This window comes from Aliiglaciecola sp. 2_MG-2023 (genome assembly GCF_030548145.1).
GTDB lineage: Bacteria > Pseudomonadota > Gammaproteobacteria > Enterobacterales > Alteromonadaceae > Aliiglaciecola > Aliiglaciecola lipolytica_A.
In genome coordinates, this window is record NZ_JAUORY010000008.1 from 173,086 (window position 1) to 188,856 (window position 15,771).

Sequence of the window (15,771 nt, forward strand, 5' to 3'; positions counted from 1 at the left end):
CTGAAATTAATTTGCGGGTTTTCCTGTCTAATACTGAAGATAACAATGGAAAATTGAGGGAGATTGAAATGTGCAGTTCACCCAAAAGCAGCGGTTCAAGCCGGCCGCGCCGTGCTCCGATTAAAAGTATAGCCGAACGTTTAACCTCAGAACAAAGAGCACGATTTACTCTAGTAGCGAATCGTGCACAAGAACGACGTGATCAGCGACAGGCTATCAATAAGCGCTGGGAGCAGAGGAATTTAGATAATTGCCAACAAAAGGCTAGGGCAATTAACAGTACCTCCAACTCTTCGCCTATCATAGCGTGGTTTACTAAATTGTATTTTGCTATTCGGTAAATTCAAACCCCTAGCATGGCCTTCAGGTCATGGAAATAACCAAAACCTCACAAAGTTGTAGCACGGGCTTTAGGCCGTGGAAACGGTTGCCGTATCCTCGCGGGGCTAAAGCACCCGCCTACACATTCAAACCCCTAGCATGGCCTTTAGGTCATGGAAATAACCAAAACCTCACAAAGTTGTAGCACGGGCTTTAGGCCGTGGAAACGGTTGCCCTATCCTCGCGGGGCTAAAGCCTCCGCCTACACATTCCTACCGTAGCATGGCCTTCAGGCCATGGGAAACCACAACAACCGCGGGGCTAAAGCACTCCAATAATTATATTTCTTCAATTATGGCGTTTACTTTCTCCAAATAAACTTGCTCTGGAATCTGCCCATTTAAATACAACTGTTTGAGTTTTTCTAAGCGCACTTCAATTTCTGATTTTTGTTGTTGATTAGATGGCTGTGAAACTCTTTGTTGCTGAATTTCTTTAAAGGTTAAATTACTTTCATGCTGATTAGCTGTTGCCCGAATTTCCCTTGATTGATTTGGCTGTTGGTTATTTTGCTTAGATTGTGCTGCTTGCATAGGTCCATCTAATGCTATTTTAATCCAATCTTTTCGCTGCTTTACCTGAGTTACACCATCGGACAACTGGAGTTGCCATGAGTGATCCGTCTCTGAACTGTAATCACCAGTTGATAATTTAAATCCCTTTAATTCCGAATTGGTGGCAAAGCGTGAATTATTGACACTATTTCCAGCTCTAATGTACTTTTTTTGAATATCGACCTGAGCTTCTGCCAACAACAAATACAGGTCATTTCCACTAACATACACAGAACCGCTGGAATACAATGTCTCTGCGCCTATACCAAGAAATGAGGAATGTCTGTCAGACACCGAAAATATCAATAGTTGATTATTGGCAAGGGATTGTAAGGTGCTAAAAATACCCTCAGATAAAACCTTTACCTCTCGTTCTGTAAAAACTGTTTTTACCTCGTCGCTGCTTACCAAAGAAGACAACAGGCTATCTGAAGATTTAGGCTCGATGCTAATTTTAGCTAAAGCTGAAGCTAAAATGGGTTGAGAAATCTGTGCTGCAGGTTGGTTTTTTGTCGGTATATTTTCAACTTCTTGAATGGCGATATAATCGAGCTTATGCTGCCAAATGGTTTTTTCAAAGCCATGCAGATTGGATGTGTAACCGATCAACATTAAAATTGCTGTAAAACACTGTAAGTTGCTCATAATTATTCGCCGCCAAGTCAGGTTTAGTTGTTTTATTAGTAGCATTAGATACAGCAATATACATACCATAGCCCTAATTACAGAGCGTTATATTCCATTGAAAAGCTAAGGTCATTCTGGATGTGTTGATGGCATTGAGTCTACCGACGCTTTAGGGCGAAATCGGCTTTTAAGATGGGCGACACGGCAACTGTCTTAAAAATCACCAAACTGTATCATCTGCGACACTTGGACATGCAACACTTGATGCTTTTTCTCCTTTACGAAGTTTGTTTTTGACTAAATAGCTTTTGTCATTTTTCTCCCATCTAAATAAAAAAACACTTTCATAACATTGGCTTAACAATAAAGTGAGGATAGTTATAACAGCTGGTGTGACGCTTGCACTAAGTCTTAGGTATTGTTTTTTACCCAACCATATTACAAAGCTAAGGGGTTGCTTGGTATTAGACAATCATTCTGTTTAAACGGATTAGATTATTCCGAGCCGGTGCAGTCCTTGAAAGGAGTCTCATAGAGACACGGCGTAATGATTTATAAACGACTTGAAATTAAAACGTGGGAGTAATTCAAGCATGTCTGATATACCAGTTTATCGTAATTATATTAATGGTGAGTTTAGCGCTGAGCCAACATCCACCATTGAGGTGTTCAACCCTGCAAATGGCCGTTTGTTGTCTAAGGTTCCTAACTCTTCAGCTGAAGAAGTTGAACAAGCTATTCATGCTGCTCGAAAAGCGCAGTCTTCATGGGCCCAAAAGCCGGCTATCGAACGCGCAGGTTTTTTAAAGAAAATCGCCGATAAAGTAAGACAGAATGCTGAAAGACTAGCTACTGTCATCGTAAAAGAGCAGGGAAAAACAAAAGAGTTAGCGAACGTAGAAGTTAACTTTACGGCCGACTACATTGATTATATGGCTGAGTGGGCACGTCGCATTGAAGGTGAAGTTGTTACTAGTGATCGACAAGGAGAAAACATCTTTGTCTTTAGGAAGCCCCTTGGCGTAGTCGCGGGAATCTTGCCGTGGAACTTTCCATTCTTTTTGATTGCAAGAAAAATGGCTCCTGCACTTATCACCGGCAATACCATTGTTGTTAAGCCAAGTGAGGAGACGCCAAACAACTGCTTCGAGTTTGCTAAACTTGTGGCTGAAACCGATCTGCCTGCTGGCGTATTCAATGTTGTTTGTGGGACAGGGCACGAGGTGGGTAATGCACTGTCTACCAGCCCTAAAATAGATATGATCAGCTTTACTGGCAGTGTAGGTACAGGTTCAAGAATAATGGCCGCTGCAGCGCCAAATATCACCAAACTTAATTTGGAGTTAGGTGGTAAAGCACCTGCAATAGTATTGGCGGATGCAAATGTTGACTTAGCTGTGGAGGCAATAAAGAACTCGCGAGTGATCAATACAGGGCAAGTTTGTAATTGTGCTGAGCGAGTCTATGTTCAGGCTTCTGTGGCCGATGAATTTACTGCCAAATTGAGCGCTGCAATGTCTGCCACACGTTACGGCGATCCCTTAGCACAACCCGATATTGATATGGGACCATTGGTAAATAAAATTGGATTAGATAAAGTTGCTAAAATGGTCGAGTTTGCCAAACAGCAAGGTGCTGAAGTGGTGACTGGCGGAAATTTAGCAGATCTAGGTCAAGGTTTCCATTATCAACCAACAGTCTTGACAGGATGTAATAGCGATATGGAAATTATGCAAAAAGAGATTTTTGGCCCGGTCTTGCCTGTTCAAATTGTCGCAGATTTAGATGAAGCGATTGCTTGTGCAAATGCATCAGAATATGGACTAACATCTTCTGTTTATACTCAGAATTTAAGCCTTGCCATGAACGCGATTAGCGGCTTAGATTATGGAGAGACCTATATCAACCGGGAAAACTTTGAAGCTATGCAAGGTTTCCATGCGGGTGCTCGTAAATCAGGCATCGGAGGTGCTGATGGTAAGCACGGTTTATACGAGTATATGAGAACTCATGTGGCCTATATTCAGTCTTAATCTTATTCGCTGGGTCTCGTTAGTCGAGGCCCTTTGCCATTAAGATCAAAGTTGTATGGAATATCATGGAAAGATTAAAGCGAAAACTCAAAAATCGAGGCGTGAAAGTTGTTGAACTCAGCAGGGAAGAATACGCTAATAAGGGCGTAGCGCTCAACAATACTACAACCTCTTTGACTAGCAACTGCACTGAAGAGTGTGGCGAGATTGCAAACTTTAGTGCTATCTTAGCCGTTGACGAAGGTGGTATCTTTTATTTTGTTGAAAGCACCCTGAACGATTACTTGTTGTTACCTAAAGGTTATCCCTCCAGCATAACCGTTTATGAAAAAAATATATTTGAAAGTGTCGAAGTTGCGACATTTTTTATACAGAACATTATCCCCAAAAATCAATTACCGCTGCACATCATCAATCCCGCTGAATTGTCCAATCTGCGTCGCGTTTATATTATAAAAAACTAGCTTAATTCAGATGCTTTTTTAGGCTTATTTTGGTGATTAAAAAGGGCATATCGAGTATGCCCTTTTACCTACTTCAGTTAATAATTGCAGTGAGTAAGTCCTATTTAGAAGGTCACTGATGCTTCAGCAATTATGCCGTCCCATTCTGCTCCGCCTGCAGCACCAAACTCAGTAGCACCACCGCCAGAGAATTGTTCTTCTTCTTGTTTCACATATTCAATTTTAAATAAGGTTGAATCATTCATCCACCAACCGGCACCAACCTGCAATCTTGTTGCATCATTTTCCGTCTCGATTCCTTCACTATCGTTTGTCGATTCTTGATAGCGCACCGCTAAATAGGCACTAGCGGTAAGATCGTATTTACCTTCAATTGACCAAAATGCCATTTCTGATTCTTGTTCGATATAGTTGGTCTGCAAGCTACCTTGACCATCTGCCCAACTAAAATCGTCGTTGGCTTTGCCGTATAAAGCATGGATCATGAAGTTATCGGTTTTGTATTGCACGTCGGCTTGCCAGATAAAGGCATCAACGCCGGGTATGATCAACGTATGAGTGCCTCTAGCACTTACCGCCGTACTAGCGAACTGATAGTTGTCACCATCACCTAAGCCTATTGCAGAACCAAATGCTTTGCCTGTTACGGCATCCATATCATGATTGGTTTTGAAGGTACCTGCACCGAAAGAAAGTCCGCTCTTGAAATTCAACGTCCCTCTTAAACCATAGTTATAACCACGACCGTCACTGAAATCAGCAAAGAAGTCAGGTGTAGAAACAACTGCATCCCAGGTGATGTTTGTGTCGTTTGAGACATCATGAACACCGTAAACCCAAACACCTTCTTCAGCGGTGATCATGTCAACTAAGCCATTTCCTACAAATGGATTGGCTTGAACCGCGGCACCATCTGAATAACGTAAGAATGTCTGAGTGGTGGAAATGAGATTACCTAAACGCAAGCCCATGGTATCGGTCATATCAAATTGAATCCAAGCCAAATCTTGCGAGATAGCAGCACTGCCGTTATTCCAATCATTTGGTTCTTCCGCAAGCTCTGCAAATATCGACACTTTTTCGGAAACCTGTGCATTAATGTTCAATGCAAAGCGCAAACGATGGAAGCCTGAGTCAGATTCTGCATCCGCCGGATTTACCGCAGCTCCGTCAACTTCCATTCCTGTCTGCCAAGACTGCATGACGGCACCGCTAAATTGAATTTTACTTGTATCAGCAGCGAAGGCTTGGCTAGCTAATAAAGAGGTCAGAATCGCTGATGCGACTTTTAATTTTTTAAATTTAATTTTCATGATTATTTTCCCATTGTATTGTGGCCTGTGAATGGTTAGCCATCGACTATTTCGCAATTCGCATGCCATGGTTTTTACATTTCGATAACAAAATAAAACCAGTTAAAACAATGGGTTGTGCTTTTTGTTGAAAATTGTGAGTGACGCTTATGTTGCAATGTTGCATTAGTGATGCGACAAGTGAATGATACCTGTGATAAACATGCTACGAGCGGATTTGAGGTATCAAAAAAAGCCAACGCAAGGCGCGTTAGCTATTTTTAATCGAGGCTAATTTAGGTTAGTTAAGTGGCGCAATAAGACTGTGGTTTTTTTAGTCGTTTGCTAGTAAATTTCGTTAGGTTGAACGATGTTATATTTGCGCATTTTTCGATATACAGTGGAGCGGCAAATATTCAACTCTTCTGACACTTGAGTGATATTCCAACGATACTTTTTAAGGGTTTCTAGTAAATGCTGTCCTTCCTGATTTCCCACATAATTTGAAAGTGTTTTATTTTGCTCAACAGAGTCTTCAATTGGAGCTTTGTTTTCTAATTGTATGTTGGCACTTACTATGTCTTTGGGGAGGCAGTCTACTTCAATTTTATTGTCTTCGGATAACGCTTCTGCAAACTTTAGAGCGCTGACTAACTGGCGGATATTGCCAGGCCAATGATAACTGTGCAAAATACTCCGTGCCTGCTCGGAGACTTGGATTTGTTGCTCAGAATTTAGATTGTTCAACAGATAATTAATTATAAAATCTTTGTCTTTTCTATCTCTTAAGTTTGGTAATTCGATAGACATACCGTTTAAACGATAATAAAAATCTTCCCGAAACAATTTTTGGCCAATTAATTCGTGCAAATTTTGGTGGGTAGCTGAGATAACTTGAATATCGATATGCGTCGGCTCAGAAGCGCCTAGTGGGATGGTCTCCCTCTCAGCTAAAACCCGTAACAAACGGGTTTGCAGTTGGATCGGCATATCACCTATTTCGTCCAGAAATATAGTGCCTCCGTGGGCCAACTCCAATTTACCTTTCATTCCCTTTTTATTCGCACCAGTAAAAGTACCGCTGCGGTAACCGAATAATTCGCTCTCGATCAAAGATTCTGGAATAGCTGCACAATTGAGGGCGATGAAAGGTCCATCAGAACGGTCGCTTGCACGATGAATTGCGCGTGCAAAAGCTTCTTTTCCTGTACCCGTTTCACCGGTAATCAGGAATGGAATATCTTTATTAATGACCCGCATGATTTGTTTAATTTGCGACTGTGCAACGGGGTCTTCCCCCGCGAGCTGTTGCAAAGTCGGGTGCGCTTTCATTGCTAAGCTTTCTGTGGGTTTTCGTTCTGCAACAGTGTGTACGCTGTTTAACTTGCCAGATGGAACCCGTAAGCCAATCTCAATTTCCTCTAGCATCTTAGGCGAGAAGGATCGCACGACGACGCCGCCACCTTTACTTTTGGTAAGCAACTCATCAATTGATTGACCAACGATATCTTCTATTTGACTGCCCGGAAGTTGTTGATCTGCAGGCAATAATGAATCGTATTCAGCGAAAGCAGAACGATTTGCACCTACGATGATACCTCGTTCATTCACTGCTAAGAGTTGTTCTTGAATGAGATCTGCAAAGCTTTCTGTTGGTTTAATACTCATGGTGATTTGATTGCGATATGCTTGTCGAAAATAACTATTTTCGATCATTCGTCCGTACATCATTACCATTTGTAAGGTCAAAAATTGGTTTTCTTTGTTTTTCGAAGCACCTAAACAAGAGGCATTTAAGCAACCTCTTAATTCCCCCATTGGATCGAAAATAGGTGTGACTGAGCAACTCAATTGGCTTTGTTCCGCAAAAAAATGTTCGTGTTGATGAACGATAATTGACTCTTTTTCAGCTAAACAAGTACCAATTCCATTTGTTCCAACTTGTTTTTCTGACCATCCAGCTCCAATTCGTAATCCAGATTTCTGACATTTTTCACGAATACTATTAGGTATTTTAGCGTCTAAAGTTAAGCCTGTTTCATCGGTTAAAACAACAGAAAAACCGGCATTTGAAATTCGTTTTGCAAGGCCAGTAACACCATGCTTTGCAATATTTAAAAAGTCTTCTTGTCGCTGCAACTGTTGTTGCATTTCACTACTAGATAAAATCTCTACTTCGCTTTGTTTATGCGGGTCAAGGCCATATTTCAAAATACTTCGCTGCCAAGAATTGACGATCATTTCATTCGGTTTTACATCTCGTTTTTGAAAATTTCCGGTCATAAAAGCGATAACGTCGTTTGTCGATTTGAGCTGAGGTGCTTGTCTCATTTTATCCATTCTCCAACACAATTAAATTCCTAGCGTAAACAGCAAATTTTTCACTATTTTCGTTCTATTCATTTAGACCTTCCTTTTCACCATAACACTGAATTTTTAAATGTTTAACATTTATTTGACATATGTTGGCAATGTTCAATATATCCAAAATTTAGGTGTCTCATTTTCGCATTTATGCTGCAACACCTGTGTACTATTTAAAAATCATGTTTTCAAAAGGTTAAAGGCTAAAAATAATAATTCGTTAAAAATCAGCTGGTTATAAAATTATTTAAAGGGAAATGTTATTGGCATGTTAATTGATTCATAAGTTCGCCAATCAAAAAATCAAACAGGGGCACGGATAATAATGAAATCTTTAGTATTTAAAATGAAATATCTTAGTTGTTGCATAGGCGCTGTAGGGCTGATATCCGCTTATTCGGTATCAGCAGCAAACCTGACAACCCTTAACAAAAAAATTGAAAACTATAAAACGGTTACCCACAAACGATTAGTTGAAGCAGCACCCCAAGACTGGTTGTTGCCTAAAGGTAATTACGAAGGCTGGATGTACAGTAAGCTAAAAGAAATCAACTCTAAAAACGTTAGTAAGCTTAAACCGGTTTGGACTTACTCTACGAATTTGGACTCAGGTCATGAAGCACCTGCACAAATTAACAATGGCGTTATGTTTGTATCTACACCTTACAACAACGTACTTGCATTAAATGCCAAAACTGGACAACTGTATTGGCGTTATAAGCATGATAATCCGTATGATTTGAGTGTTATGCACAATACTAGTCGTGGTGTAGCCTTGTGGGGTGACAAAGTTTATGTTGCTGGCCTAGATGGCACACTTAACGCGTTAGATGCAGCAACGGGTGAACGTTTGTGTCAAAGCCAAATCGGTGATTGGAGCATAGGTGCATACATCACGTCAGCGCCTACTCCAGTGAAAGGCAAAATTCTAGTCGGTCCTTCAGGCGGCGAATATGGTGTACGTGGTTTCCTTGAAGCTATGGATGCAGAAACCTGCGAAACTGCTTGGAAAACCTATAGCGTACCTGGCCCTGGTGAGCCTGGCCATGAAACCTGGAAAAAAGAAGGAAAACGTCCTGACGCTTGGAAATATGGTGGCGGCAGTATGTGGATGCCTGGCAATTATGACGCCGATGAAGATATCCTTTATTGGGGCGTAGGTAACGGTTCGCCTTGGTTAGGTGACCAACGTCCAGGTGATAACTTGTATGTTGCATCTTCTATCGCGATGGATCCTGACACCGGCAAAATTAAGGGGCACTATCAGTACCACTATAACGACTCTTGGGATTGGGCTGCGATGAACGCACCTATGCTGATTGATGGCCTCAAAGACGGTAGAAAAAAGGTTAAAGGTTTAGTTTCTCCACAACGTAACGGTTACATGTATTGGTTAGAAAGAGATGGTAAAGGCAAGATTGAATATCTCGAAGGCAAACCTTTCGTAGCGAACAATGCGTTTAAATCTTTGGATCCTAAAACGGGTCGTCCTACCTATGATTACGACCACGTTCCAGTCACTGGCAAACGTGTCTCTTACTGCCCAAGTCTTTGGGGTGGGAAAAACTGGCCTTACGAATCATATAACCCAGATACAGGGATGATGTATGTACCAGCAAACGACAACATTTGTAATTCCTTCGAAGGTAAATTCCAAGATGATGTTGAACCTGCTTCAGGTCAATTCTGGGCTGGTATCGATATTCCTGACTTAGACGTGTATTTAGCTGATAAGAATAAAGGTGTTGGCCAGATGCAGGCGTGGGATGTGAACAAGCGCGAAAAAGTATGGCAGCACGATTACGGCAAAACCATGAACTGGGGACCTGTTCTATCTACAGCTGGCAACATTGTATTTAGCGCCGGTACCAATGATCGCATGTTGCGAGCATTTGATGCCAAAACTGGCGAAGTACTTTGGGAGTTCCCTTTGAACTCAACCGCTATTGCACCACCTGTCGCTTATGAAGTGGACGGTAAGCAATACATAGCTATAACCGCTGGCTACGGTGTTGATCCTCATTGGACCAATGGTGTTTTGGCAGCAAAAGACGAAACCGGTGAATGGATATCAGATGTGCCTGAAGGTGGCGTAATCTGGGTATTCGCTTTACCTGACGCTTAAAAAGCTTGAAGGGGAGGCGAGTGTCTCCCCTGACTTTCATAAACCAATAAAATAAAAAGTCTATTTAGCCTGCTGAAGTTCGAGGTGTAGCAATGAAAGAAAAAATAAATAACAAGCATGATGATATCGATCAAGCAGCATGCTGTGGTTGTGCCCAAACCAATCAAAATCACGGTACCGATAGCAAGAGACGCAATTTGCTGAAATATCTTGCTTTAGCAATACCGGCAGTGAACTGTTTCACTGGAAATACAGCATTAGCTGCAATCAAGAAAAAATCGCCAGAAAGTAAATTGCCCCCACAAGTAGGTGATCGTTTTACCTATTTTAGCAAGCGTTTACAGGGACCTTTAATCAAAATATCTGATCTCGCAGAATCAGATAAACAATTGCTAGTGGTACCTGTGGATCCAAAAACCGGGGAAGTGCGAGATGGCTCTCGTTACAACCAAATTCTGATTCAAAAACTGTCTAAAGAATCGCTATCGACAGAAACACAGCAAATGTCTGCCGACGGCATAGTTGCTTACTCCGCCATATGTACTCACGCAGGTTGCCCAGTCACCGGTTGGGTAGAAGAGGAAGAAAACTATATGTGTCCTTGCCATCAGTCGGTTTTTAATCCTAAAGAAGGCGGCGGAGTGGTGTCTGGTCCTGCGCCAAGAAAATTACCTGCCTTGGCATTAGCCGCTGAAAACGATGAACTCGTGGTTGCCGCAGAGTTTAATAGTTGGATTGGGTTTGGAAAGCCACCACGGTGAACACGTTAATTCAAATTAATTGGTAGTGCGTCAAATGCTACTTAATAGATAACCAAAGAGAGTTAATTATGAAAAAAGTCAGTATTAGTTTAATTGTTATTTCACAAATGCTTTTGGGACTTGCTGCATCAACAACTGTGTCAGCCGCGGCGAAACCGATTACAGGAGTGAGTTGTAATGGTGGTTTTTTCGTAAGAACACCTGACAAACATATTCATTGGATTGATGAAGAAACCGAAGAGCATGTTCAGGTTTATGACAAAAGTGATGACATTTATGCCATGGCACAATGTGGTACGGGCGTGGTGACGGTTTTTGAAAAGCAAATCGATGGTGAGCAACAATACAATGCGACCTATAGCCCAAATTGCATGAACATTGGCAGTGAAAAAGGCTTGTCGTCACATATTTATGAAGGTAAAGAAAAGATAAATAAGATCGATGCAAAGGACGGAAAACTCGAAATTCGCTTTGTTAATAACACTTACCTGCGTGGTGAGACCTGTGCGTCAGTTAGTGCAGGAAAATAAAGTGTTAGCGCGCGCTTTTGGGCACGTTGCAGTGGTTAAGCAGTTAATCTGCTTTGCCACTGCTTTTTTGTTTCTAATCAGCTGTACTGGCACTAAAAGTCCGACTCACGCAACAGTAGACGCTGATCGAGTGATGCTCAGAGCAGTACTTGATAAGCTAGAACAATCTTATCCTCTTTTACCTAGCGTCGATGAAAAACCAACATCATCACCGCTTTTTAGGTTGGGCAAAGAATTATTTTTTAGCCGCTCGTTAAGTGGCAACAAAGACGTTGCTTGCGCTAGTTGTCATCATCCGTACCTTGCAGGCGGAGATAAACTTAGCTTGCCAGTTGGCGAGTCTGCTTATGATCCCGAATTGCTTGGTCCCGGCCGTTGGCATGACTGGCAGTCTTCTGCTGATCCTAATGCGGATGGCGCGCCAAACGTAGCGCGTCACGCACAAAGCACTTTTAATTCTTCATTATACAATCGAGCAATGTTTTACGACGGTCGTGTTTTTGTTTTAGATGACGAGTCTAAGAATGGCGGTCAAGGCCAAAACCATCGCACACCTGATAGTAATTTATGGTTAGGAGATATTGCTGCAGGCAATGATCTTTTGGCCAGTCAAACCCGTTTTCCAGTGGTCTCAAATGACGAAATGCGCGGCTATAGTTTCGCCACTGCACTAACTCATGAAGGCATACGTGACGCACTTGTAGCAAGAATGAAACAGCATGATAAAAATCAGTCATGGTTAAAATTGTTTCGTGCCGCATTTGGTGAACCTGATGCTAATGCCGATACGTTGATAAATTTTAGCAATATTGAAAAAGCCATTTCGTACTACCAATCTACCCAAGTGTTAATTGATAATGATTGGTATGCCTATATCAAAGGCGACGAAGATGCACTAACAGATTTACAAGTTGAAGGTGCATTATTATTCTTCAACCAATCGCAACAAGGCGGTGCTGATTGTGTTGCTTGCCACACTCCGCCAATTTTTTCCGATGAACAGTTCCACAATATTGCTGTTCCCCAATTTGGTAGAGGCAAGCAGCCCAATGGTGAAGATTTTGGACGTCGAGGGGTCACGCAAAAAGACCAAGATAGATTCGCGTTTCGGACACCCACTTTACTGAACGTGACCGCGACTGCTCCTTACACACACTCGGGGGCATTTACCCAATTGTCGGATGTTATTGCTCATCATATCGATCCTGTGAACTCCATTGAAAATTACGATTTTAGTTTCGCCAATAATCCGCAAATGCAGTATGTCAGTGAGTTTAATCCGCAGGCCAAAGCGCATTCTCAAAAGCCGCTTAAATTTTTATTAGAACAACAACAGCAAGGTTTGAGTAAACTACCCAGTGATGTGCATATTAATACCCATCAAAGGGATGCCATTCTAGCTTTTCTCAGTGCGTTGACTGACCCCTGTTTGAATAATCAAGAATGCCTTGCGGTTTGGGTGCCAAATGAAAATGAAGACGCACCCGACTCACTGCGTTTAAATGCAAAAATAGGTGATTTTGCTCCTCCTCCTAAACCTTTGGCTAGTCTGAGCAAAACCTTAATCACTGATAACCGCAGTACGCTAAAATCTTCAGGTCGGATAAAAGCCATCGTACTTGAATCCCACTTATTTGGTTGCGAAGTCGCAAAGGTGGACGAGATTGACAATAATCCCCATCAATTCAAAGAAGTGGCTTTAAGATCGGGGTTAACTAAGCGACATCACATTTCTTGGCCACTTTATAATCTACAATCTGCACAACGCCTAATTTTTAGTGGCGGTGTTGCCGCTGGCGATGTTGACGGCGATTGTTGGCCAGATATTTTTCAACCTACCGGAGATGGCTCGGCAGACGTTTTATACCGAAACAACCGAGATGGCAGTTTCACCGACATATCTAAACAATGGGGAATTACCTCTAAAGAATTATCGAATGGCGTTGCCATGGTAGACATCGATGGCGACAACGATTTGGATATTATTACCTCTAATTTGGTTCACCCTAATTTGTCTTCTATAGCAGGTGAGTTAAATGGTGATCAACATAGCCAGAATCCCACGTTATACATTAATCATAACAATCAAAAATTTATACCGATTAAAAACTCAGGTATTGCAGCACAGTTAACCAGTTGGTCATTTGCGTTTGCCGATTATGATTTGGATGGTGATTTAGATGCATTAACGACCCACTGGCGAGGTCCTGGATTGGGAGGTCAACAGCCCAACCATTTGTGGGAAAATGTTAGCTCTGGTACTACTTTGGAATTTGTCGCAGCGGATAAAAAAGCGCATTTAATGGAAATGATCGGCAGCACTGACTTTACCTTTACCGGTACCTTCTCTGACATTGATGACGATGGCTACCCAGATCTGTTGATGGCCGCCGATTTTGAAACTAGTCAGGTGTATAAAAATAGCGGTAATGGTCGCTTTGAAAATACCACCCACTTATCACAGATTACCGATAAAAACGGTATGGGCAGTGCTGTGGCTGATTATGATAATGATGGCGATCTGGATTGGTTTGTCAGCAGTGTATCTGACCCCAATGGTAAAGCTGAAGGAAACTGGGGAGTAGAAGGAAACCGTCTATACAACAATATTGATGGACAATTTATTGATGTGACGGACGAGGCTGGAGTTGCCGAAGGGTTGTGGGCTTGGGGAGCGTGTTTCGCCGATTTCAATAATGACCAATGGCCCGATACCTTTCACGTGAATGGCTTTGATTTGGATAGTGAGTTACGCAAACACTTGGGTAGCCCCTATGCCTATATGAAGTTAAAACGTTCAATGCGAGAATTTGAAAACACCCCAAGTCGTTTATTTATGTCTAATCAAGATGGCACTTTTAGCGAACAGAGCAGTGAGCTTGGGATTACCGATACGTTATCAGGACGCGGTGTTGCCTGTTTAGATTATGACCGAGATGGTGATGTTGATATTTTAGTTAGCAATCATCAAGACCGATTGTTGTTATATAAAAACAACGCATCTTCGTCTGCAGACAAAAGGTTCATTCATTTGACCTTACAAGGGCTGGGTAAAAATACCCAAGCTATAGGTGCAAAAGTATACGTCACCGCCAATGGCATAACGCAATTGCAAGAGGTTCGGTCTGGCGGAAGTTTTATATCTAGCTCTCCATCTGAATTACATTTTGGTTTAGCAGATGCCGATGTTGTCGATGAAATTCGTATTGTGTGGCCTGGCTCGGAACAGTTTGAAAGCGTTCATCGGAATGTTGCGGTGAATAAGTTTTATACCATTAAACAAACCCAAAAGCTGGATGATGAGTTAGGTAACTCGGCTCTTCAAGCAATGACAATATCTTCTAAAAATGCAGATAACATCAGTGAGTAAATCATTTCAAAACTCAACCATTTGTTATTTAAATCTTAGTTTCAAAATAGGAAAAAAGTGAATGAGATTAAGTCAGTGTCATAATTTTCACGACTTTAGAAAACTTGCAAAAAAACGCCTACCTAGCCCCATTTTTGATTATATCGATGGTGGTGCTGATGATGAGGTTACTATGCAACGTAATACTCAAGCGTTTAATCAATGTGACCTTATTCCGAGTGTTTTGTCAGGGGTACAAAATATCGATATGTCAGTTGAAGTGATGGGCACCAAATTACCTATGCCTGTCTATTGTTCGCCAACGGCATTGCAACGTCTGTTTCATCATCAAGGTGAACGAGCAGTTGCTGCCGCAGCTGATAAATTTGGAACCCTTTTTGGTGTTTCTTCCCTTGGTACTGTCAGCATGGAAGAGATTGCTGAAAAATTCAGTGCGCCGCAAGTCTATCAATTCTATTTTCACAAAGACCGAGGCTTGAATCGGGTAATGATGGAGCGTGCTAAACAGGCCAATATCAAAATAATGATGTTAACCGTAGACTCAATCACTGGCGGAAACAGAGAAAGAGATTTGCGTACCGGTTTTTCGATTCCCTTTAGATTGAATTTAAAAGGGCTTTGGGAGTTCGCATCGAAACCTATGTGGGGGATTAATTACGTCACCCACGAAAAGTTTTCATTACCGCAATTAGACGCGCATATCGATATGAAAGGTGGTGCCAGTTCTATTGGGGGGTATTTTACTGAGATGCTTGATCCTTCAATGAATTGGCAAGACGTTGAAGACATGGTGGCGTTTTGGGGAGGCGAGTTTTGTCTTAAAGGTATCATGAATGTCGAAGATGCTAAAAAAGCCGTGGATATCGGTTGTACCGGCATAGTGGTGTCGAATCACGGTGGTCGGCAATTAGACGGTTCTCGAAGTTCTTTTGATCATCTAGCGGAAATTGTAGAAGCGGTTGGCGATAAAATTGATGTGCTGTTTGATAGTGGGGTGCAACGTGGAACCCATGTGTTAAAAGCACTTTCATTGGGCGCTAAGGCGGTTGGTATAGGACGGATGTATCTATATGGATTGGCCGCAGCGGGACAGCCTGGCGTCGAACGCGCCCTCGGTTTGATGCGCACTGAAATTGAAAGAGATATGCGTTTAATGGGCTGTAAAAACATTCAGCAATTAAGCACCAAGAATTTGCGTTTCAGATAAGGTTTTGGTTTTTACAGCGGGTGGAAGTTTTGCCCACGATGGACATTTAAGCACAATAGAAAC

11 protein-coding genes are annotated in these 15,771 nt (G+C 41.9%); 8 read left to right on the forward strand and 3 right to left on the reverse strand.

Annotated elements, in window-relative coordinates:
* Positions 1 to 68 precede the first annotated feature (68 nt).
* The gene (locus tag Q4567_RS10710) at positions 69 to 341 is read left to right on the forward strand and encodes a hypothetical protein (RefSeq protein WP_216047924.1); all 273 of its coding nucleotides are present in this window, start codon (positions 69 to 71) and stop codon (positions 339 to 341) included.
* Positions 342 to 659: 318 nt separating this feature from the next.
* On the opposite strand, the gene Q4567_RS10715 is transcribed toward Q4567_RS10710, so the two are convergent.
* The gene (locus tag Q4567_RS10715) at positions 660 to 1,580 is read right to left on the reverse strand and encodes a hypothetical protein (protein ID WP_303500352.1); all 921 of its coding nucleotides are present in this window, start codon (positions 1,578 to 1,580) and stop codon (positions 660 to 662) included.
* Positions 1,581 to 2,155: 575 nt separating this feature from the next.
* On the opposite strand from Q4567_RS10715, the gene aldA reads away from it, so the two are divergent.
* Positions 2,156 to 3,595: an aldehyde dehydrogenase gene (aldA, locus tag Q4567_RS10720; RefSeq protein ID WP_303500354.1), complete on the forward strand. Its 1,440-nt coding sequence runs from the start codon at positions 2,156 to 2,158 to the stop codon at positions 3,593 to 3,595.
* 65 nt (positions 3,596 to 3,660) lie between these two features.
* Positions 3,661 to 4,059, forward strand: coding sequence for a hypothetical protein (locus Q4567_RS10725; RefSeq protein ID WP_216047898.1), 399 nt, complete (start codon positions 3,661 to 3,663; stop codon positions 4,057 to 4,059).
* Between the two features lie 104 nt (positions 4,060 to 4,163).
* Here the strand turns inward: Q4567_RS10725 and Q4567_RS10730 are convergent, their stop codons facing one another.
* Together Q4567_RS10730 and Q4567_RS10735 are read right to left on the reverse strand one after the other, a co-directional pair.
* On the reverse strand, positions 4,164 to 5,372 hold the full coding sequence (locus Q4567_RS10730; RefSeq protein WP_216047899.1) for a hypothetical protein: 1,209 nt from the start codon (positions 5,370 to 5,372) through the stop codon (positions 4,164 to 4,166).
* Positions 5,373 to 5,696: 324 nt separating this feature from the next.
* On the reverse strand, positions 5,697 to 7,682 hold the full coding sequence (locus Q4567_RS10735; RefSeq protein WP_303500355.1) for a sigma-54-dependent Fis family transcriptional regulator: 1,986 nt from the start codon (positions 7,680 to 7,682) through the stop codon (positions 5,697 to 5,699).
* A gap of 358 nt (positions 7,683 to 8,040) precedes the next feature.
* Here Q4567_RS10735 and Q4567_RS10740 point away from each other — a divergent pair, with 358 nt between their 5' ends.
* From Q4567_RS10740 to Q4567_RS10760, 5 genes are all read left to right on the forward strand, one after another.
* Positions 8,041 to 9,840 (forward strand): PQQ-dependent dehydrogenase, methanol/ethanol family, encoded by a 1,800-nt coding sequence (locus tag Q4567_RS10740; RefSeq protein WP_252728983.1) that lies wholly within the window; start codon positions 8,041 to 8,043, stop codon positions 9,838 to 9,840.
* A gap of 92 nt (positions 9,841 to 9,932) precedes the next feature.
* Positions 9,933 to 10,601, forward strand: coding sequence for a ubiquinol-cytochrome c reductase iron-sulfur subunit (locus tag Q4567_RS10745; RefSeq protein ID WP_303500356.1), 669 nt, complete (start codon positions 9,933 to 9,935; stop codon positions 10,599 to 10,601).
* Between the two features lie 68 nt (positions 10,602 to 10,669).
* Positions 10,670 to 11,131 (forward strand): hypothetical protein, encoded by a 462-nt coding sequence (locus Q4567_RS10750; protein ID WP_303500357.1) that lies wholly within the window; start codon positions 10,670 to 10,672, stop codon positions 11,129 to 11,131.
* Positions 11,106 to 14,501, forward strand: a complete 3,396-nt coding sequence (locus Q4567_RS10755) for an FG-GAP-like repeat-containing protein (protein WP_303500359.1) — start codon at positions 11,106 to 11,108, stop codon at positions 14,499 to 14,501. The genes Q4567_RS10750 and Q4567_RS10755 overlap by 26 nt, the downstream gene beginning before the upstream one ends.
* A 61-nt stretch (positions 14,502 to 14,562) precedes the next feature.
* A complete protein-coding gene (locus Q4567_RS10760; protein ID WP_303500360.1) occupies positions 14,563 to 15,708 on the forward strand; it encodes an alpha-hydroxy acid oxidase in 1,146 nt (381 codons plus the stop codon).
* The last annotated feature ends 63 nt before the right edge of the window (positions 15,709 to 15,771 follow it).

What these genes read in the sequence shown, in the direction of transcription:
- aldA (WP_303500354.1), top strand. Translation starts at nt 2,156, where the DNA reads ATGTCTGATATACCAGTTTATCGTAATTATATTAATGGTGAGTTTAGC.
- Q4567_RS10725 (WP_216047898.1), top strand. Translation starts at nt 3,661, where the DNA reads ATGGAAAGATTAAAGCGAAAACTCAAAAATCGAGGCGTGAAAGTTGTT.
- Q4567_RS10715 (WP_303500352.1), bottom strand. Translation starts at nt 1,580, where the DNA reads ATGAGCAACTTACAGTGTTTTACAGCAATTTTAATGTTGATCGGTTAC.
- Q4567_RS10730 (WP_216047899.1), bottom strand. Translation starts at nt 5,372, where the DNA reads ATGAAAATTAAATTTAAAAAATTAAAAGTCGCATCAGCGATTCTGACC.
- Q4567_RS10735 (WP_303500355.1), bottom strand. Translation starts at nt 7,682, where the DNA reads ATGAGACAAGCACCTCAGCTCAAATCGACAAACGACGTTATCGCTTTT.
- Q4567_RS10710 (WP_216047924.1), top strand. Translation starts at nt 69, where the DNA reads ATGTGCAGTTCACCCAAAAGCAGCGGTTCAAGCCGGCCGCGCCGTGCT.
- Q4567_RS10760 (WP_303500360.1), top strand. Translation starts at nt 14,563, where the DNA reads ATGAGATTAAGTCAGTGTCATAATTTTCACGACTTTAGAAAACTTGCA.
- Q4567_RS10740 (WP_252728983.1), top strand. Translation starts at nt 8,041, where the DNA reads ATGAAATCTTTAGTATTTAAAATGAAATATCTTAGTTGTTGCATAGGC.
- Q4567_RS10750 (WP_303500357.1), top strand. Translation starts at nt 10,670, where the DNA reads ATGAAAAAAGTCAGTATTAGTTTAATTGTTATTTCACAAATGCTTTTG.
- Q4567_RS10745 (WP_303500356.1), top strand. Translation starts at nt 9,933, where the DNA reads ATGAAAGAAAAAATAAATAACAAGCATGATGATATCGATCAAGCAGCA.